Origin of the sequence: Mycobacterium sp. OAS707 (genome assembly GCF_014873705.1) — a bacterium.
In the GTDB taxonomy this organism is placed as follows: domain Bacteria; phylum Actinomycetota; class Actinomycetes; order Mycobacteriales; family Mycobacteriaceae; genus Mycobacterium.
The window spans coordinates 739,085-755,969 of sequence record NZ_JADBDS010000001.1; the positions used below are offsets into that span (position 1 = coordinate 739,085).

The window sequence follows — 16,885 nt, forward strand, 5'->3', positions numbered from 1 at the left end:
AGGCGCACCGAGTGCAGCGCCGAACTAAGCCCCTGCGGCAGGAGCGCGGACGACCAACGGGACCGCCGGGAAGTAGGCGGCCATTTCCGAGCGTGACTTGCGGAGCGCAGCCGTGCCGTAGCCGAGCTTCCGGAACGCGGGGTGAATCCAGATCCGGACATTGACTTCGCCGCCCGCCAATTCGCCGAACACCATGCCGACCTTGTCCGAACCGTCGACGGCCACCAGCCACGCCGCCTCTTCGGCGTCGACTCGACTGATGGCTGCGCGGATCTCGTCATCGAGGTCACCTGCGGGCGCTCCCGAGCCGTCGCCTGCCGCGCGCACGTCGTCGGTCCGCGCGGCGAAGATGTCGCGATCCTTGTCCGCAGCGAACGGCCGCAGCACCAGGTTGTGGCCATGGCGCGCCGGCTGCTCCGACATGAAGCTGAGCTGGCTGTTCAGGTCATCGAGTTCGGCCGCGATCCTGTCGCGCGAAACCCTGGTGAGCCGATCGAATGACAAACGCAGGACAGCTTCGGCAGCGACCAGCGACGTGCCGACCAGCGTGGCGATCGCCTCGATCGCGGCGTCGTAGTCCTCTGACTCGACGACCGCGTCGAGCAGCTCATGTCTGCATTCAAGCGCCCGTACCATCGCGCGGGCGATCTCCCTGCGCTCGACCTTGTTGTCCGACTCCGCCATGACGCCAGACTAGCCAGCGGCACGCGTGACCCAAGTGGGACTTGGAAAACCGGGGGTCACGGCGTGTAGGCGTATTGCCGGGCCCACGCAATCTTGAACTTGCCGCCTGCGGCGATGTCGGACCCGCCGACGTCGAGCTGCATGGCCAAATGCATCGGCCCCGGCGGGAAGTGGCTGGTGTCGGTCGACGTGAAGTACGGCACTCCGTCGACATAGGCCGTGATCTCGGTCGGCGTCCATTTGACGGCGTAGTTGTGCCACTGGGTGGCGTCAACCTGCACTGAGCTTGTTTCCCAAAGGTTTTGCGCCGAATAGTGAAGGGCCGTACTGGTATAGGTCCGGTTCGGGTCGTTCTGGATCTCCATGAAATCGATCTCGCCGCCCTGGGGCCAATTCTCCGCGTCGGGCCACGTCAACAGCACCGGGTTGTAATTGGCCGCGCCTGCAGGCGCTTTGGCCCGTACCTCCCACATGCCGTACTGCTGGCCGGTGCCGCCGGGCCAGTACGCCAAGCCGCCCGTATTGCCTTGTGCGTCACCGGTGATCACCAAGGTGTGGCTGCTGAACGTCAGCGCATTCGGGGTGCGACGCCATTGGCCCCCGTCCATCGGGCCGTCGTAGATGGACCAACCCGAAAGATGTGACGAGTCAATGAAATTGGTCATCGTCGGCGTTGAGCCCCAACCGAATTTCGCCGCGGCGGTGGTGGACTTGTCGACGGTGACCCAGGTGGTTGCCGACTTGCCGAGGTAGGTTTCCTTGACGGTGACCTTGAACACGTCCGTGCTACCCATGTTGCCCCAGCCGGACGGGGGCGTGTAGACGAACTTGCCCGTCTTGTCGATGACGACCGAGCCGCCGTTGGCCCGCGCCCCGACGGAGTACTTCAACGCATCACCGTCGGGGTCGAAGCCATGCACGACACCGCGAATCTTGCCGTCGGTGCCTACGACGTTCTCCGACGGGTTGAACGTGATCGTCGGGGCCCGATTGGCCGTCGCCGCGGCGCGTTGGCTCGTGGTGAGCATCGCTGCCGGCTGCACGGTCGCGGCTTGCGCGGATCCGTCGAATTGGCGGCGAACTGCGTCGAAGAAACCCCAGACCATGCCCATCAAGTCGATCGGGGCCGCCGGCGTACCGCTGGTCGCCGACGGGTTGTGACCGAACACCGACAACAGACTCGTGACGAGGGTCGTCAACGGGTTCGTTGCGGGGGCCGTCTTAGGGACAACGGTTAGCGACTCGGTCTGCGTTGTCGGTGCTGCGATTCGTTGGAGTCCCGACGATGACGACATTGTTTGCGTTGTCGCGCCTGCCGATTCGCCCGTGGATTGTGTGGTCACCGTTGTATTGGCCGACGGCTCAGGCGTTCGGGCAGTCACCGTGTTGGCGCTGAGAGAGGTCGGGACAGACGGGCCGGGATCGGAGACGGCCGCCGCGGATGACCGCCGCGATTTCTTGTTCGTCGTCGATTGGGTGACCGCGGATTCACCGGACGTCTTGGTGGTTTTCTTGCGTGTTCCGGTTGGCGGACCCGGCGGTGTGGTGGTGGTGTCCTTCGCGGTATCGCCCGCGGGCGCCGTCTGATCATCGGCACCCGAAGCGCTGGGGCCGGCAGCACCTGCAGTGGATGCCGTCGAGTCCGTCGACGCCGATGCGGTCGTATCCTTCGTGTCCGTTGTTGCCGCGCCATCTGCCCAGGCGACGGCCGCTCCCCCTGCGCCCGCAGCACCGATTCCCAGTGCGACAGCTAATCCACCAACCCGACCGACGAAAGATGCGGCATTCACGACGCCCCCTACTTGCCTCGCTTGCTCGATGTAACCACGGTCGTGATTGACGTATCGGTCATTTCACAGTTTCGAGACAGATTGGCCCAGCTCTCACGCCATGCGCAGCGGAGATAAGCGGGAGATCTGTGAATTGTCAACAGCTGGCGCACATTTCGCCGGTTGATCACCGGCCCGCGTTGCGCGGCCCTGCAGTACTTGCCGAGGCAATCAGTCCAGCAACACTGTCGAGAAGCTGCCGACCTGTTTGAAACCGATGCGCGCATAGGTCGCGCGGGCGACGGTGTTGAAGTCGTTGACATACAGGCTCGCGATGCGGCCGCTGCGCACCACCGCCGATGCGAGTGTCGCAGTGCCTGCCGTGCCGAGACCGTGCCCGCGCCAATCCGGGTGCACCCAGACGCCTTGAATCTGTCCGACCGACGGCGACTGCGATCCGACCTCGGCCTTGAACACCACCTTGCCGCGCTCGAAGCGGGCCCACGCCCGGCCCGCGGCGATCAGGCCTGCGACCCGGCGCCGGTAGCCGCGGCCGCCATCGCCGAGTCGCGGGTCGATGCCGACCTCGCCGATGAACATGTCGATGGCAGCCACCAGATAGGCGTCGAGTTCGTCGACACGCACCGGGCGCACCGCGGGATCCATCGCCGATTGCGGTGCCCCGTCGAGCGCCATCAGCGGCTGGTGCTCGCGGACATCGCGGGCCGGACCCCAGGCGTGCTCGAGTCGGCGCCACATCGGCATCACGTGTTCTGCGCGACCCACCAGCGACGAGCAGCGCCGCGCGGTGCTCATCGCCTTGTCCGCGAACGCATTCAGATCGGTGAGGTCGCCGCGCAGCGGGATCAGGTTTGCTCCCGCGTAGCACAGCGATTCGCTGACCCGCCGCCGCGTCCATAGCTCGCCGCCGATCGCCGAGGGTTCGACGCCGTGCTCGGCAACCCGCGAGGCCACCATGCAGCTACCCACGGGATCCTCGTCGAGGACTTGGCGCACCGCCGCGGCGTCACGCACCACCGACACCCGTCGCTCATCGACGAGGCGGAATAGCGGCGGAGCCGACATGGAGACTCTTTTCAACCGGTCCCGGGGGCGGTGACCCCGCTCACGGGGTCATGCTCAGCTTACGGTGACAATCGGCGAACCGCTGGCAGATGCCTCGTCGCCCCGCTCTTCTGCGATTCGCAGCGCCTCTTCGATCAACGTCTCGACAATCTGCGCCTCGGGCACGGTCTTGATGACCTCGCCCTTTACGAAGATCTGACCCTTGCCGTTGCCGGATGCGACACCGAGGTCCGCCTCACGTGCCTCCCCGGGACCGTTGACAACGCAACCCATCACGGCAACGCGTAGCGGGAAGTCGAGCCCATCGAGTCCGGCGGTGACCGCATTGGCCAGTGTGTAGACGTCGACCTGCGCGCGCCCGCACGATGGGCACGACACGATCTCGAGTCCGCGTGGCCGCAGGTTCAGCGACTCCAGGATCTGGTTGCCGACCTTGACCTCTTCGATCGGCGGCGCCGACAGCGACACCCGGATCGTGTCGCCGATGCCCTTGCTAAGCAGTGCGCCGAATGCGACGGCGGACTTGATGGTGCCCTGGAACGCAGGGCCTGCCTCGGTCACGCCGAGGTGCAGCGGGTAGTCACACTGTGCGGCCAACTGTTCGTAGGCGGCGACCATGACGACCGGGTCGTTGTGCTTGACGCTGATCTTGATGTCGCCGAAGCCGTGCTCCTCGAACAGCGACGCCTCCCACAGCGCGGATTCGACGAGCGCCTCGGGCGTCGCCTTGCCGTACTTCTCCATGAACCGCTTGTCGAGGCTGCCGGCGTTGACCCCGATGCGGATTGGGATGCCCGCGGCGCCCGCGGCCTTGGCCACCTCGCCGACCCGGCCGTCGAATTCCTTGATGTTGCCGGGGTTCACGCGCACGGCTGCGCAGCCCGCGTCGATCGCGGCGAAGATGTACTTCGGCTGGAAGTGGATGTCGGCGATCACCGGGATCTGGCTGTGCTTGGCGATCTCCGACAGGGCGTCGGCGTCCTCCTGCCGCGGGCAGGCCACCCGGACGATGTCGCAACCGGACGCGGTCAGCTCGGCGATCTGCTGAAGCGTGGAGTTGATGTCATGAGTCTTGGTGGTGCACATGGACTGCACCGCGATCGGATGGTCGCTGCCGACGCCGACGTTGCCGACCATCAGCTGGCGGGTCTTGCGACGCGGCGCGAGAGTGGGAACAGGCGGAGCCGGCATGCCCAGCCCGATTGTCTGGCCAGTCATTGTGTCTCCTACTGGAACGGTCTGATCGGGTTGACGAAGTCAGCGGTCACCGTGAGCGCCATGTAGCCGATCACCACGACGAGGATGACGTAGGTGGCAGGCATGAGCTTGAGGTAATTCACCGGCGGTGCAGCGTCGATGCGGCGCGCCTTGCGAATCATATTGCGGATCTTCTCGAACACGGCAATCGCGATGTGGCCGCCGTCGAACGGCAGCAGCGGGACCAGGTTGATGGCGCCGAGCACGAAGTTCAGCTGCGCCAGGAAGAACCAGAACGCCATGAAGTAGCCGTGCTCGAACGCGTCGCCGCCGATGATCGACGCGCCGACGACGCTGATCGGCGTCTCGGGGTCGCGCTCGCCACCGCCGATGGAGTGCACCAATGCGCCGATCTTGGTGGGGATCTTCACCAGCGACTTGCCCAGTTGGACGGCGAGGTCACCGGTGAACGCGACGGTGCCCGGTATCGCCGTCACTGGGTTGAAGTGCTCGTACTTCACGGGGCCGAACTCGGCGGCGGAGACGCCTACCGCTCCCACAGTGGACGGAGCCTGGGCGTCCTTCGAGGTCCACCGCTGGGTGCGGGTGACGTCGACCATCGTGGTGATCTTGGTGCCGTCGCGTTCTACGACGAACTGCGTCGGACCGGTGAGCTCGCGCACCGCAGCGACCATCTCGTCGGGGTTGCTCACGTCCTTGTCGCCGACCTTGACGATGATGTCGCCGGCCTTGATGCCCGCCGCTGCCGCCGGACCGATCCCCTCGCAATGGCCCATCTGGTCTTTGCTCAGTTGCGGTGCGACACAAGAAGTTTCGGCGACATGGGCGGCGGGCTGGGGATGCAGGTTGGGCAGTCCCCACACCAGGGCCATGCCGTAGATCAGCACCAGCCCGATGACGAAGTTCATCGCGGGGCCCGCGAACAGCACCAGCACCCGCTTCCAGGTCTTCTGCTTGTACATCGCGTAGGGCTGGTCCTCGGGCGCGATCTCGTCGATAGCGGTCATGCCCGCGATATCGCAGAAGCCGCCGAGCGGGACCGCCTTGACGCCGTACTCGGTGTAGCCGAGCTTGTTGGGCCGCCGCGTCGACCACAGCGTCGGGCCGAAGCCGACGAAGTAGCGGCGCACCTTCATCCCGGTCGCGCGGGCCGCCCACATGTGCCCGCATTCGTGCAGCGCCACCGACACCAAGATGAACAGCGCGAACAGCGCTACGCCGATGATCCACATCATTTGGTGGTGACGACCTCCCGGGAAACTGCGCCCTTTGCCCGGTCGCGGGCCCAGTGCTGCGCATCGAGTACGTCTTCCACGGTAGCGGGTTCGGCGGCCCACTGGTCGGCAGCGCGCAGGACCTCGGCAATCGTTCGCACGATCGCCGGGAATCTGATCCGGCCGTCGAGGAAGGCCTCGGCGGCCTCTTCGTTGGCGGCGTTGTAGACCGCGGTCAGGCAGCCGCCCTTCGTGCCCGCTTCTTTGGCCAGCTCGACGGCGGGGAAAACCGCGGCATCGAGCGGCTCGAAGTCCCACGTCGAGGCGGTGGAGAAGTCGCAGGCCAGCGCCGCCCCGGCGACGCGCGACGGCCAGCCCAGCGCGAGCGCGATGGGCAGCTTCATGTCCGGCGGGCTGGCCTGCGCCAGGGTCGACCCGTCGGTGAAGGTCACCATCGAGTGCACGATCGACTGGGGGTGCACGACGACGTCGATGCGGTCGTACGGAATGCCGAACAGCAGGTGGGTTTCGATCAGCTCCAGTCCCTTGTTGACCAGCGACGCCGAGTTCAGCGTGTTCATCGGCCCCATCGACCAGGTGGGATGCGCGCCGGCCTGTTCGGGCGTGACGTCCTCCAGTCGCTCGGCCGGCCAGCCGCGGAACGGTCCACCCGATGCGGTCAGCACGATCTTGGCGACCTCGTCGGGGGTGCCGCCGCGCAGGCATTGGGCCATCGCGGAGTGTTCGGAGTCGACGGGCACGATCTGGCCCGGCTTGGCGGCCTTGAGCACCAGCGGGCCACCCGCGACCAGTGACTCCTTGTTCGCCAGCGCCAGGCGGGCGCCGGTCGCCAGCGCCGCCAGCGTCGGCTTGAGACCCAGAGCGCCCACCAGGGCGTTGAGTACCACGTCGGCCTCGGTGCTCTCGACGAGCTGGGTGGCGGCATCGGGACCTGCGTAGGTGACGTCACCGACCTCGGCGGCCGCTGCGTCGTCGGCAACGGCGATCGACGTCACACCGGTCTGGGCGCGCTGCTGGGCCAGCAGAGCGGGGTTGCCGCCGCCGGCCGCCAGCCCGACGACCTCGAACCGGTCGGGGTTGGCGGCGATGACCTCCAGCGCCTGCGTTCCGATCGAGCCGGTGCTGCCGAGTATCAGCACGCGCGTTCTGCTCACCGACCCATTGTCCCGCATCCACAACCCCCGCGAACGTGGGTTACCCGCACGCAAAAAGCCGCTGAGGCGTGCGGGTAACCCACGTTCGCGATTGGGAGAAAGAGAAGTGTGACGCAAATGTGACGTCAGCGGTCCGCTTCCATCCGTGAGGCGTCTCACGCCGAATCCCCCTTGTCAGCACAAAGGCGGGCACCACGCCCGTCACGACAAGGGAGTCACAACGTCATGAAAATTACTCACCGTCAAGCAATCTCGGTGGCAGGCCTGACCGCCGTCGCGGTTCTCGGCCTCTCGGCGTGTTCGAGCGACCCGTCCACCGCCGCTCCGGCGTCCGTCACCAGCTCGACGATGGCGGCCAGCAGTCCGGCGCCAAAGCCTATGGATCAGCCGATGGATCCCGGCGCAGGCCTGGTCGGACCGGGTTGCGCCGATTACGCCGCGCAGAACCCCACCGGCCCCGGCTCGGTGACGGGCATGGCGCAGGATCCGGTGGCGGTGGCGGCGTCCAACAACCCGCTGCTGACCACGCTGACCGCGGCGTTGTCGGGCAAGCTCAACCCCAACGTGAACCTCGTCGACACCCTCAACGGCAGCGAGTTCACGGTGTTCGCACCGACCGACGCGGCGTTCGCGAAGATCGACCCGGCCACCATCGAGAAGCTGAAGACCGACTCGAATCTGCTCAGCAGCATCCTGACCTATCACGTGGTGCCCGGACAGGCGAGCCCCGCGCAGGTCGTCGGCATGCACAAGACCGTGCAGGGCGGTCAGGTCGACGTGACCGGCATGGGCAACAACCTGAAGGTCGACAATGCAAGCGTGGTGTGCGGCGGCGTCCGCACGGCCAACGCGACCGTGTATCTCATCGACACCGTCCTGATGCCCCCGGCCGCCTAGGTCACCCACTCCCCGAGCTGGGCCTCGCGCGAGCAGGCCCAGCTCGGTCATGAAAAAGAGCGGACATGTTCACCCTCGTGCTCATCGGCTTTCTCGGTGGGTTGATCACCGGAATCTCGCCGTGCATCCTGCCGGTACTGCCGGTCATCTTCTTCTCGGGCGCCCAGGCCGGCGAGCCGAAAGCGCGGCCATACCGCGTGATCGGCGGCCTGGTGCTGAGCTTTTCAATCGTCACGCTTGCCGGCTCGGCGCTGCTGTCGCTGCTGCACCTGCCGCAGGACGCGATCCGCTGGGTCGCGTTGGTGGCATTGGCAGCGATCGGAGTCGGCCTGATCTTCCCGAGAGTCGAAGCGCTGCTGGAGAAGCCGTTCTCACGGCTGCCGCAGAAGCAATTCGGTTCCGGCAGTAGCGGTTTCGGGCTCGGTCTGGCGCTTGGCGTGCTGTACGTGCCGTGTGCGGGTCCCGTGCTGGCTGCCATCGTCATCGCTGGCGCGACGGGCACCATCGGTCTGCCGACGGTGGCGCTGACACTGTCGTTCGCGGTCGGCGCCGCGCTGCCGTTGTTGTTCTTCGCCTTGGCAGGTCGCCGTGTCTCAGAACGCGTGGCGGCGTTTCGCCGACGTCAGCGCGAAATCCGCATCGCCGCAGGCATTGTCACGATCCTGCTCGCCGTGGCGCTGGTGTTCAACCTGCCCGCCGCGCTACAACGCGCCATTCCCGACTACACCGCCAAACTTCAGGAAACCGTCGGCGGCGACGAGCAAGTGCGCGAAAAGCTGAATCTGGGCGGCCTTGTCAACGACCAGAACAAGGAGCTGTCCAACTGCACCAACGGCGCGCCCGAGCTGGAAAACTGCGGGCCCGCCCCGGATCTCACCGGGATCACCGGCTGGCTGAACACGCCGAACGAAGCCGCCGTCGATCTGAAATCGCTGCGGGGCAAGGTGGTTATCGTCGATTTCTGGGCGTACTCGTGCATTAACTGCCAGCGCGCCATCCCCCACATCGTCGACTGGTATCGGGCCTATAAGGACGCCGGCCTGGAGGTGATCGGTGTGCACACACCGGAGTACGCATTCGAGCGCGTACCCGCCAACGTGGCCAGCGGCGCCAGGGATCTGGGCATCACCTATCCTGTGGCGCTCGATTCCAACTACTCGACGTGGAGCAATTACCGCAATCGATATTGGCCCGCCAAGTATCTGATCGACGCCAATGGAGCCGTGCGCCACATCAAGTTCGGCGAGGGCGACTACGCGCAGACGGAAACCCTTATCCGCCAACTCCTTTCCGAAGCGCACCCCGGCATCACACTGCCGGCTCCCACCGATGCGTCCGACACGACTCCCCCATCGGACTTGACGCGGGAGACCTATCTGGGCGTCGGCAAGGTGGTGAACTACGGCGGGGCCGGTGGCTATGACGAGGGCACAACGACCTACGACTATCCAACGCTCCTGCCCGACGACACGTTCGCCTACAGAGGCGATTGGAAGCTGGACTACCAGGGCGCGACGGCCAGCGGTCCGAACTCGGCCATCGAACTGAACTACCGCGCGCGCGATGTCTACCTGGTGGTCGGCGGGACGGGCACGGTGACTGTCACCCGCGACGGCGAGTCCAAGCAGATCCCGGTCAGTGGTCCGCCTACCCTGCGCCAGATCGCCGCCGACGACGACGTCGACCGCAACACGCTCGAGGTGCAGCTGAGCCAAGGGCTGCAAGCGTTTTCATTCACCTTCGGGTAGGTCAGAGGGCACGGAAGTTCATCGCGACGCCGTTCATGCAGTAGCGCAGCCCGGTCGGTTGCGGACCGTCGTCGAACACGTGGCCGAGGTGACCACCGCAGCGCCGGCAGAGCACCTCGGTGCGTCCCATGCCGATGCTGTCGTCCTGGCGCTCCAATACTGCATTGCCGAGCGGCCGCCAGAAACTCGGCCACCCGGTGCCGCTGTCGAACTTGGTGTCAGAGGAGAACAGTTCGAGCGCGCAGCCCGCACAACCGAACACCCCATGCCTGTGCTCATCGTTGAGCGGGCTGCTGTACGGCATCTCGGTGCCTGCCCTGCGCAACACGTTGTACTGCTCGGTGGTCAACAGCTGCTTCCACTCGGCGTCGGTATGAGTCACCTCGAAATCGACCGGCGGACTAGCCGACGCCGCCCGCGCGCACGCCGCGGTCGCAACGAGGGTGGCCGACGCCGCGCCGACCAGGAATTGCCGTCGCTTCAGGCTCATCAGTGGAATCTATGCCCACAGTGGCGGCCATAACCGTTGTCCTAGAAGCAGTGTCACAGTTCGGTAAGGAATGATCCGATCGCTTGCGCAACTAGAGTCGCTAGCCTGAACCGATGAGGTTGACCGCCAAGACGGCCGGAATCGCCGCGCTCGCCGTGCTCGTGGCACTGGGTTTCGCGCTGTTCCCGGCAAGCGCCTCGACAACGGTTCCGAGTCCTGTGCTCGACGAGCCTGTGGGTAGCCAGGGGGCGAGCGAGACCGCGGTGCTGGCAGGCGGCTGCTTCTGGGGTGTTCAGGGCGTATTTCAACACGTGAAGGGCGTATCGGCGGCGGTCTCCGGCTACGCCGGTGGCGACGCGTCGACGGCCCAGTACGAGACGGTCAGCAATGGTTCCACCGGGCACGCCGAGTCCGTTCGCATAACCTACGACCCCAGCCAGGTGACGTTCGGCCAGCTGCTGCACGTGTTCTTCGCCGTTGTCCATGATCCGACGGAACTGAACCGGCAAGGGCCCGACGTCGGCGAACAGTATCGCTCGGCGATCTTTCCCCAGAACGACATGCAACAGCGGGTTGCCGACGCCTACATCGCTCAACTCAACCAGGCGAAGGTCTTCGATAACCCCGTCGTCACCCAGACCAAACCGGACTCCGGTTTCTTCACCGCCGAGGATTACCACCAGGATTACCTCAACTCGCACCCGACCGCGGCGTACATCGCGATCAACGACATGCCGAAGCTAGACGCGCTGCGGCAACAGTTTCCGCAGCTGTACCGCGACCAACCTGTGCTGGTGCACGCGGTCACCCACCAATAGCTGCGGATGGATCGACGGTCGCCTCGATCTTGATGATCCGGTCACCGCGGACCGTCAGCACCAGCACCACGGCGAGCCTGCGGTCGGTGAAGCCAAGCACCTCGCCGGCTGGCCCGGCAACGAGCGTCGCACCATGGCCGAGGAAGTGAAGAAGGTTGGGCGCCACCGAATCCCGCCCGTGGTTGATCTGCGGGGGCGCACCGCTGACAAAGGCAGCCATCCCCCACACCGCGGGATCCAGTACCGCGGTCAAGGCTTGTAAGTCGCCGTTCGCGCACGCGGTGATGAACTTCTCGGTGACGATCCGGTGCTCGACATCTGTCACATCGGCGGGCCGAGGCCGTGAGCCCGCCGAATCTGCGAATTTCGCTCTCGCACGTCTGGCAAGCTGACGACAGGTGCCGACCGGCCTGCCCACCGTCTCGGCGACCTCTTCGAACGGCATCTGAAAGACGTCGTGCAGCACGAAGGCCACCCGCTCGCCGGGGCTCAGCCGCCGCAATACCTCCAGCAGCGCGGAGCGCACCTCGTCGTCGAGCGTGACCCGGTCGGCCGGATCGGCGTCCCGCGACACGGCGGTGTCGAGCGCCCCTGACTCATCGGGTTGTTCGTGGCGGGCGCGCGCGGACCGCATCTGGTCCAGGCACAGCCGGCCGGCGACCACTGTCAGCCAGGCACGGACGTCGTCGACTTGCGACGCGCGTGACAGCCGAAGAAACGCCTCCTGTGCGACGTCCTCGGCCTCGCCGACGTCGCCGAGCATCTGGTAGGCGAGGTTCACCAGGTACGGACGGTGGCTGCGCCACGCCGCGTCCACCTCGGGTGCAGAACTCATGAGACTAAGACGAAACGTCGGCGCGAAAAGTTACAGCCGCCTGTGCACGGACGCCTGTGTAACTTTTCTCGACGCGACGTCGTCCTTGACTCCATGAACGCAATTCTCGTCACCGGCGCAACCGGCAACGTCGGCCGCCCTCTCGTCAACGAACTCGCAACAGCCGGCGTGGAGGTGCGCGCCGTCACCCGACAACCCGATGCCGCCCGCTTTCCCGATGGCGTCAAGGTGGTGCGCACCGCAGCAGAGGGACTGGCCGGCGCCTCGGCGGTATTCCTGAACTCGCGCGCGTTGGGCGACGAGTTGGAGGCGGTCGTCCGCCAGGCGCGCTTCGAAGGTGTCAGCCGACTCGTGGCGTTGTCGGCGATCAACGCCGACGACGACTTCGCGCGTCAGCCCTCACGGTTTCGCGGCGACCGCAACAAGGAAGTCGAGCAACTCGCCGTCGACTCGGGCTTGGAGTGGGTCAGCCTTCGTCCAACGGTGTTCATCACCAACTTCTTTGGCATGTGGGCGCCGCAGATTCAGACGGGCGACGTGGTCAACGGACCGTATGCGACGGCATCGACAGCACCGATCGTCGACCGCGACATCTCCGCCGTGGCGGCCAAGGCCCTGCTCACCGATGAACTCGTCGGCCGCAAGATTCCGATGACCGGACCGCAGGCTTTCACCAACATCGAAATGGTCGAGATCATCGGATCGGTGATTTCCCGACCGCTGCGCTATCAGGAAGTCCCCGCGGACCTTGTTCGTCAGCGCTTCATCGGACTCGGTTTCTCGGCCGAATTCGCCGACGCCTATATCGCGTTTCTGGAGGCGACCGTCGAAAAGCCGGCGTTGGTCACGCACGAGGTGGAGAAGATCCTCGGCAGGCCCGCCCAGACATTCGCCGACGCGGTATCCGCCCATCAAGACCTGTTCATCAAACAGTAAGGGAGACAAGCCATGTCCGACCTTCGCCCGCCGCGCTATCTCAAACCGATGAACAAGTTCATGATGGCCGTGCAGAAGCTCGGCATCCCTACCGGCCCGGCGATGGTATTGACAGTGCCGGGCCGGAAAAGCGGAAAGCCGCGCAGCACGCCGATGACGCCGTTCGAGCATGACGGCGGCCTCTATGTCGTCGCCGGTTATCCGGGGGCCGACTGGGCGTCCAACGCGCGCGCCGCAGGCGCGGGGACGCTGTCGCGTGGACGCAAGTCGCGGCGCGTAAAGATCGTCGAACTGGATCCGGCGCAGTCGCGGCCCGTGCTGCGAGCGTTCGCCGTCAAGGTGCCGGTCGGTGTCGGCTTCGCCAAACGCGCGGGCCTGGTGCGCGACGGCGCCCCTGAGGAGTTCGCGGGCTTGGCGGGCCAACTCGCGGTGTTCCGGTTCGACCCCGGCGACTAGCCTCGTCTGGGTGGAGCTGACGACCGCCCGGCTGTCGTTGACTCCGTTGGATCCAGACCGCGACGCCGAGGCGCTGCACGTGGCCTACAGCGATCCGGACGTAATGCGTTGGTGGGACGCACCGCTATGCGTCGACGTCGCTGAAACCCGCGAACACTTGGCGCGCTACGTCCTGGGCGACGGCGCCCAGGCGTGGACCGTGCGGGAGGCAACCACTCCCGTCGGCGTGGTCGGGCTGCTCGGCGACGTAGCAGTGCCCGGTCTGAGTTGGATGTTGTGCAGGCGAGCGTGGGGTCGCGGGCTGATGACCGAGGCGGCGACGGCGGTCATCGAGTATGCATTCGGCCCGCTGGGACTTGCCCGCGTCGAGGCCTGGGTCGACACCACGAACGTCCGATCGCTGGCCACTGCCCGCAGGCTGGGCCTGACCGAACACGGCAGACTGGCGCAACGGTACCCGCATCGCGAGGATGCGCACGAGTCGATCGTCCTGGGTCGGTCGCGTGCACCGGAGCCCACCGCCGTGCTCGGTGTCGAGGTCACGCTTCCGGTGCACGATGTCACCGCCGAGCTCGAGCTACTGCGGTGTGTGCTCGGCGCCAGGACGCGCTACCACGTGGGCGATCCACCGACGATGGTCGGCGTGGTATTCGGTCCGTGGAGCGTCGGCCCTGTCATACGGCTGGTGGCGGCGTCGTCGAGTGCGCCCATCACCGTAAGCGTCGATGTTGGCATCGAGTTCGATGCGTCGTATGCCCGCGCCGTTACCGCAGGAGCATGCATAGCCTCGCCTCCCGTCGAACAGCCTTGGAGCATGCGGGAATTCGTTGTCCGGCTGTCGAACGGGCATCAGCTGGTGGTAACCGGGCCGTCCTGAAGCGCGCGCTGAATGACGACGTCGCCGGAGCGGGTCCGCGCGTGCACGACTAGCGTCTGATCACCATCGGCCGGACCGTCGGTCGACGCCAGCGAATTGCGCACTTCGCCCGATCCCGTCGTCAAATCCAGTTGGGCCGCCGTACCTTCGGCGACACCGACGAGGAGTTCACCGCTGGCGGTATGCACGGACACACCGCCGTTGACGGCCGTTGCCACATTGATGTCACCGGAAGCCGTCTGCGCGTCGACCTTGCCCTGTAGGCGTTTGACGGTCAGCGAACCGCTTGCGGCGCGGAATTTGATATCGGCATGCAGGTCTCCGATCACAACATCACCGGATGCCGTCGAGACGGCCGCCGAGCCGTTGATCTCGCGAACGGATAATCCTCCAGATGCGCTGTCCGCCTTCAGGTTTCCGTGTACGCTGCCGACCTCGACATTCCCGCTCGCCGACGCGAACTTGCAGTCGGCGTATCGACCCTCGGCGGTGATGCACGCCGACGCCGACGATGCGTTGACCCGCGAACCGGCGGGCAGCGCGATGTCGACAACGACCGCTCCGCGGCGCGGGAACGCGAACCCGCGCTGACTCGACACCCGCAGCGCACCGTTGCTGAAGTCGACCGACACCTGTTCGGCCGCCTTGACGTCATGGCTGCGGGATTCATCGCGAGGCCGCACCTCGACAACCGTGTCGTCGCGGTCACTGGCGACCAGTTGCACAGCGCCTGCGGAAATTTCGACCGTCGCGGTGATCGGTTGGGGCGTAGCGAAAGTGGGCATCGTTTCTCCTCCTGGGTGTTGTGGACTAGCGGACCCAGCCGCTGAAGTGCTTGCCGGAATCGCCGCGTGGACGCCGGGACCCCCCGAGCGCCGCCGACACCGCGCGGACGAGCCACGCGTTCACCGAGAGGCCGTCGCCGCGCGCGGCAGCGTCGACCCGCGCACGCAGGTGTTCGGGAAGCCGCAGCGTCACCCGCCAGGTGCCGCCGTCGTCGTCAGCCTCGGGCGCGACGGCGGGCATGTCCGGCCCGTCCTCTATGCCGGTCGACACACTGAACTCGGGATCGCGCCCCCGCAGTCGCACGTCGACCGAGCGGGGCGCGAGGTCGCGGGTGATCTGTTGCGCCGCCTCCGACAGCGCCTCGAGCAGGGCCAGCCGAATCGCCGATTCCAGGGGTGCGGTCAGTCGCTCGGCAAGCGCCTGCGCGTCCTGTCCCCCGGCGGCTGCCGCCACAGACAACTCGTGGCGCACCGAATCCACATACGGCTGCAATTCCATGGTGTCATGGTGACATCATTATGGTGTCATTGCAACCGTCAGTTTGACGCAGCAGCCAGCTAGGACCCCTTGAGCTGCTCCAATAGCCCGTGCAGATCGAGTTGGCCGCGATGTGCCACCAGCGAGTCCCCCTGGAAGCGGTCGATGTGAATGCCCGCGATCGAGACTTTGGTGCCGGTCGGCGCGATGCCCCGGAATTCACCGGTATGGGTGCCGGTGAACCGGCAGCGCGTTATGCCGTGCGAGCCGTCGACGAGGACTTCCTCGATTTCGTGTTGACCATCGGGAAAGCCCCGAATGAACTCCTCCAGATTCGCCCGCCACTCGGCCCACCCGAGGGGTTCCGAACTACCGACCTCAGCGATCAACCGAGGCGAGACCAACGCCTCGATGGTGTCCCAGTCACGTCTGTCCAGCGCCGCGTAGAAGCACTCCACCAGTTCCCGGACCGCGTCATCGTTCGAATCAGGCACGAGGCCAACGATATTTACCCACGAACCTTGGCGATGATCGTTTCGGCGAACCGCTCGATCGGTGCGCGGTAACGCTCGACGCCGCCGGGCGCCAACTCCGCCCCCATCCACGGCGCCGACATCACCTGGGTGATGCCGACATCCTCGGCCCGCTTGTACAGGTCAGGCGTCGGCGGTTCGAGCAGCGCCAGCAGGATGTCGAACGGCTCGTTCTCGCGGCCGTATTCGCGGCGCAGTTTCGTCAGCCTCTCGGCGTAATGGACCGCGTCGTCCCATGCGTACGCGTAGCCGACCCAGCCGTCGCACAGTCTGGCCGCGCGCCGCAGCGCGGCTTCGGATTCACCGCCGCACAGGATGGACACCGGCGCCTCGGGATGGGGTTCGATCATCAGCTCGGGAACCTGGTAGTACTCACCGCTCCAGGACACCCAGCCGCCGCGCCACAGCGCCCGCAGCGCGGGGATCATTTCGTTGAGCCGCTTGCCACGGGTTTCGAAGTCCTGGCCCAGCAGGTCGTATTCCTCGCGCATCCACCCGACGCCTACACCCAGTGACACCCTGTCCTCCGACAGCACCGCGGCCGTCGCGACCTGTTTGGCGACCTCGATCAACGGCCGTGCGGGCGCCACGTAGACCGCGTTCGAAAAGCGCAGCCGATGCGTCACCGCGGCCATCGCGCCAGTCAGCACCCACGAGTCCGGCCAGGCGGTTTCAGGTGCCCACCCTGGCCTTCCCGTCGATGAGTCCGGGTACGGCGAGGACAGCTCGCGGGGATAGATCAGGTGGTCGGAACAGATCAGCCCGTCAAAGCCGGCCTCGTCGAACATCCGGGCCACCGCGATGATCTCGGTGGTCTTCATGAACGGTGTGCCGCTCCAAAACTGCATCCTGTTTCTTTATCTCGAAATTCGGGCAGCATCAATGG

The 16,885-nt window shown here is 66.0% G+C and carries 19 protein-coding genes; 7 read left to right on the forward strand and 12 right to left on the reverse strand.

The window, feature by feature from the left end; genetic code table 11:
* Nucleotides 1-24 precede the first annotated feature (24 nt).
* Nucleotides 25-684 (reverse strand): GNAT family N-acetyltransferase, encoded by a 660-nt coding sequence (locus tag GGC64_RS03615; RefSeq protein ID WP_192721072.1) that lies wholly within the window; start codon nt 682-684, stop codon nt 25-27.
* 56 nt (nt 685-740) lie between these two features.
* Nucleotides 741-1,883 carry a family 16 glycosylhydrolase gene (locus tag GGC64_RS03620; protein WP_192721073.1) on the reverse strand — a complete coding sequence of 381 codons (1,143 nt, stop codon included), beginning with the start codon at nt 1,881-1,883 and terminating at the stop codon, nt 741-743.
* 136 nt (nt 1,884-2,019) lie between these two features.
* Here GGC64_RS03620 and GGC64_RS03625 point away from each other — a divergent pair, with 136 nt between their 5' ends.
* A complete protein-coding gene (locus tag GGC64_RS03625; RefSeq protein WP_192721074.1) occupies nt 2,020-2,271 on the forward strand; it encodes a hypothetical protein in 252 nt (83 codons plus the stop codon).
* Between the two features lie 413 nt (nt 2,272-2,684).
* Here the strand turns inward: GGC64_RS03625 and GGC64_RS03630 are convergent, their stop codons facing one another.
* From GGC64_RS03630 to dxr, 4 genes are read right to left on the reverse strand one after another with little or no spacing between them, the layout of a single operon-like run.
* Nucleotides 2,685-3,539, reverse strand: a complete 855-nt coding sequence (locus GGC64_RS03630) for a GNAT family N-acetyltransferase (protein WP_192721075.1) — start codon at nt 3,537-3,539, stop codon at nt 2,685-2,687.
* Nucleotides 3,540-3,593: 54 nt separating this feature from the next.
* On the reverse strand, nt 3,594-4,757 hold the full coding sequence (gene ispG, locus GGC64_RS03635) for a flavodoxin-dependent (E)-4-hydroxy-3-methylbut-2-enyl-diphosphate synthase (RefSeq protein ID WP_192721076.1): 1,164 nt from the start codon (nt 4,755-4,757) through the stop codon (nt 3,594-3,596).
* Nucleotides 4,758-4,765: 8 nt separating this feature from the next.
* Entirely contained in the window at nt 4,766-5,992 is a 1,227-nt protein-coding gene (locus GGC64_RS03640; RefSeq protein WP_192721077.1) for an RIP metalloprotease, read from the reverse strand.
* Complete coding sequence (gene dxr / locus GGC64_RS03645) at nt 5,989-7,164, reverse strand: 1-deoxy-D-xylulose-5-phosphate reductoisomerase (protein WP_192721078.1); 1,176 nt, start codon at nt 7,162-7,164, stop codon at nt 5,989-5,991. The genes GGC64_RS03640 and dxr overlap by 4 nt, the downstream gene beginning before the upstream one ends.
* A 207-nt stretch (nt 7,165-7,371) precedes the next feature.
* Between dxr and GGC64_RS03650 the strand changes: the two genes are divergently transcribed.
* Both GGC64_RS03650 and GGC64_RS03655 read left to right on the forward strand, forming a co-directional pair.
* Nucleotides 7,372-8,043, forward strand: coding sequence for a fasciclin domain-containing protein (locus GGC64_RS03650; protein ID WP_192721079.1), 672 nt, complete (start codon nt 7,372-7,374; stop codon nt 8,041-8,043).
* Between the two features lie 65 nt (nt 8,044-8,108).
* Nucleotides 8,109-9,791 carry a cytochrome c biogenesis protein DipZ gene (locus tag GGC64_RS03655; RefSeq protein WP_192721080.1) on the forward strand — a complete coding sequence of 561 codons (1,683 nt, stop codon included), beginning with the start codon at nt 8,109-8,111 and terminating at the stop codon, nt 9,789-9,791.
* Between the two features lies 1 nt (nt 9,792).
* On the opposite strand, the gene msrB is transcribed toward GGC64_RS03655, so the two are convergent.
* Nucleotides 9,793-10,281, reverse strand: coding sequence for a peptide-methionine (R)-S-oxide reductase MsrB (gene msrB / locus GGC64_RS03660; RefSeq protein ID WP_192721081.1), 489 nt, complete (start codon nt 10,279-10,281; stop codon nt 9,793-9,795).
* Nucleotides 10,282-10,394: 113 nt separating this feature from the next.
* Between msrB and msrA the strand changes: the two genes are divergently transcribed.
* Nucleotides 10,395-11,099: a peptide-methionine (S)-S-oxide reductase MsrA gene (gene msrA, locus GGC64_RS03665; RefSeq protein ID WP_192721082.1), complete on the forward strand. Its 705-nt coding sequence runs from the start codon at nt 10,395-10,397 to the stop codon at nt 11,097-11,099.
* On the opposite strand, the gene sigI is transcribed toward msrA, so the two are convergent.
* Nucleotides 11,086-11,934 (reverse strand): RNA polymerase sigma factor SigI, encoded by an 849-nt coding sequence (gene sigI, locus GGC64_RS03670; protein WP_192721083.1) that lies wholly within the window; start codon nt 11,932-11,934, stop codon nt 11,086-11,088. The two genes, msrA and sigI, sit on opposite strands and share 14 nt — an antisense overlap.
* A 93-nt stretch (nt 11,935-12,027) precedes the next feature.
* Between sigI and GGC64_RS03675 the strand changes: the two genes are divergently transcribed.
* The 3 genes from GGC64_RS03675 to GGC64_RS03685 are packed head-to-tail and all read left to right on the forward strand — an operon-like array spanning nt 12,028 to nt 14,203.
* Nucleotides 12,028-12,870, forward strand: coding sequence for an NAD(P)H-binding protein (locus GGC64_RS03675; RefSeq protein WP_192721084.1), 843 nt, complete (start codon nt 12,028-12,030; stop codon nt 12,868-12,870).
* Nucleotides 12,871-12,882: 12 nt separating this feature from the next.
* The gene (locus GGC64_RS03680) at nt 12,883-13,326 is read left to right on the forward strand and encodes a nitroreductase family deazaflavin-dependent oxidoreductase (RefSeq protein ID WP_192721085.1); all 444 of its coding nucleotides are present in this window, start codon (nt 12,883-12,885) and stop codon (nt 13,324-13,326) included.
* Nucleotides 13,327-13,336: 10 nt separating this feature from the next.
* Nucleotides 13,337-14,203, forward strand: coding sequence for a GNAT family N-acetyltransferase (locus GGC64_RS03685; protein WP_192721086.1), 867 nt, complete (start codon nt 13,337-13,339; stop codon nt 14,201-14,203).
* Here GGC64_RS03685 and GGC64_RS03690 read toward each other — a convergent pair.
* The 4 genes from GGC64_RS03690 to GGC64_RS03705 are packed head-to-tail and all read right to left on the reverse strand — an operon-like array spanning nt 14,176 to nt 16,847.
* Nucleotides 14,176-14,988 (reverse strand): DUF4097 family beta strand repeat-containing protein, encoded by an 813-nt coding sequence (locus tag GGC64_RS03690; RefSeq protein ID WP_192721087.1) that lies wholly within the window; start codon nt 14,986-14,988, stop codon nt 14,176-14,178. The genes GGC64_RS03685 and GGC64_RS03690 overlap by 28 nt on opposite strands.
* Before the next feature lie 25 nt (nt 14,989-15,013).
* Nucleotides 15,014-15,487: a histidine kinase gene (locus GGC64_RS03695; RefSeq protein WP_192721088.1), complete on the reverse strand. Its 474-nt coding sequence runs from the start codon at nt 15,485-15,487 to the stop codon at nt 15,014-15,016.
* A gap of 59 nt (nt 15,488-15,546) precedes the next feature.
* A complete protein-coding gene (locus GGC64_RS03700) occupies nt 15,547-15,960 on the reverse strand; it encodes an ester cyclase (RefSeq protein ID WP_192721089.1) in 414 nt (137 codons plus the stop codon).
* Nucleotides 15,961-15,974: 14 nt separating this feature from the next.
* Nucleotides 15,975-16,847, reverse strand: a complete 873-nt coding sequence (locus tag GGC64_RS03705) for a TIGR03619 family F420-dependent LLM class oxidoreductase (protein WP_192721090.1) — start codon at nt 16,845-16,847, stop codon at nt 15,975-15,977.
* Nucleotides 16,848-16,885 lie beyond the last annotated feature (38 nt).

What these genes read in the sequence shown, in the direction of transcription:
- GGC64_RS03615 (WP_192721072.1), bottom strand. Translation starts at nt 684, where the DNA reads ATGGCGGAGTCGGACAACAAGGTCGAGCGCAGGGAGATCGCCCGCGCG.
- GGC64_RS03630 (WP_192721075.1), bottom strand. Translation starts at nt 3,539, where the DNA reads ATGTCGGCTCCGCCGCTATTCCGCCTCGTCGATGAGCGACGGGTGTCG.
- ispG (WP_192721076.1), bottom strand. Translation starts at nt 4,757, where the DNA reads ATGACTGGCCAGACAATCGGGCTGGGCATGCCGGCTCCGCCTGTTCCC.
- GGC64_RS03640 (WP_192721077.1), bottom strand. Translation starts at nt 5,992, where the DNA reads ATGATGTGGATCATCGGCGTAGCGCTGTTCGCGCTGTTCATCTTGGTG.
- dxr (WP_192721078.1), bottom strand. Translation starts at nt 7,164, where the DNA reads ATGCGGGACAATGGGTCGGTGAGCAGAACGCGCGTGCTGATACTCGGC.
- GGC64_RS03650 (WP_192721079.1), top strand. Translation starts at nt 7,372, where the DNA reads ATGAAAATTACTCACCGTCAAGCAATCTCGGTGGCAGGCCTGACCGCC.
- GGC64_RS03655 (WP_192721080.1), top strand. Translation starts at nt 8,109, where the DNA reads ATGTTCACCCTCGTGCTCATCGGCTTTCTCGGTGGGTTGATCACCGGA.
- msrB (WP_192721081.1), bottom strand. Translation starts at nt 10,281, where the DNA reads ATGAGCCTGAAGCGACGGCAATTCCTGGTCGGCGCGGCGTCGGCCACC.
- msrA (WP_192721082.1), top strand. Translation starts at nt 10,395, where the DNA reads ATGAGGTTGACCGCCAAGACGGCCGGAATCGCCGCGCTCGCCGTGCTC.
- sigI (WP_192721083.1), bottom strand. Translation starts at nt 11,934, where the DNA reads ATGAGTTCTGCACCCGAGGTGGACGCGGCGTGGCGCAGCCACCGTCCG.
- GGC64_RS03675 (WP_192721084.1), top strand. Translation starts at nt 12,028, where the DNA reads ATGAACGCAATTCTCGTCACCGGCGCAACCGGCAACGTCGGCCGCCCT.
- GGC64_RS03680 (WP_192721085.1), top strand. Translation starts at nt 12,883, where the DNA reads ATGTCCGACCTTCGCCCGCCGCGCTATCTCAAACCGATGAACAAGTTC.
- GGC64_RS03690 (WP_192721087.1), bottom strand. Translation starts at nt 14,988, where the DNA reads ATGCCCACTTTCGCTACGCCCCAACCGATCACCGCGACGGTCGAAATT.
- GGC64_RS03695 (WP_192721088.1), bottom strand. Translation starts at nt 15,487, where the DNA reads ATGGAATTGCAGCCGTATGTGGATTCGGTGCGCCACGAGTTGTCTGTG.
- GGC64_RS03705 (WP_192721090.1), bottom strand. Translation starts at nt 16,847, where the DNA reads ATGCAGTTTTGGAGCGGCACACCGTTCATGAAGACCACCGAGATCATC.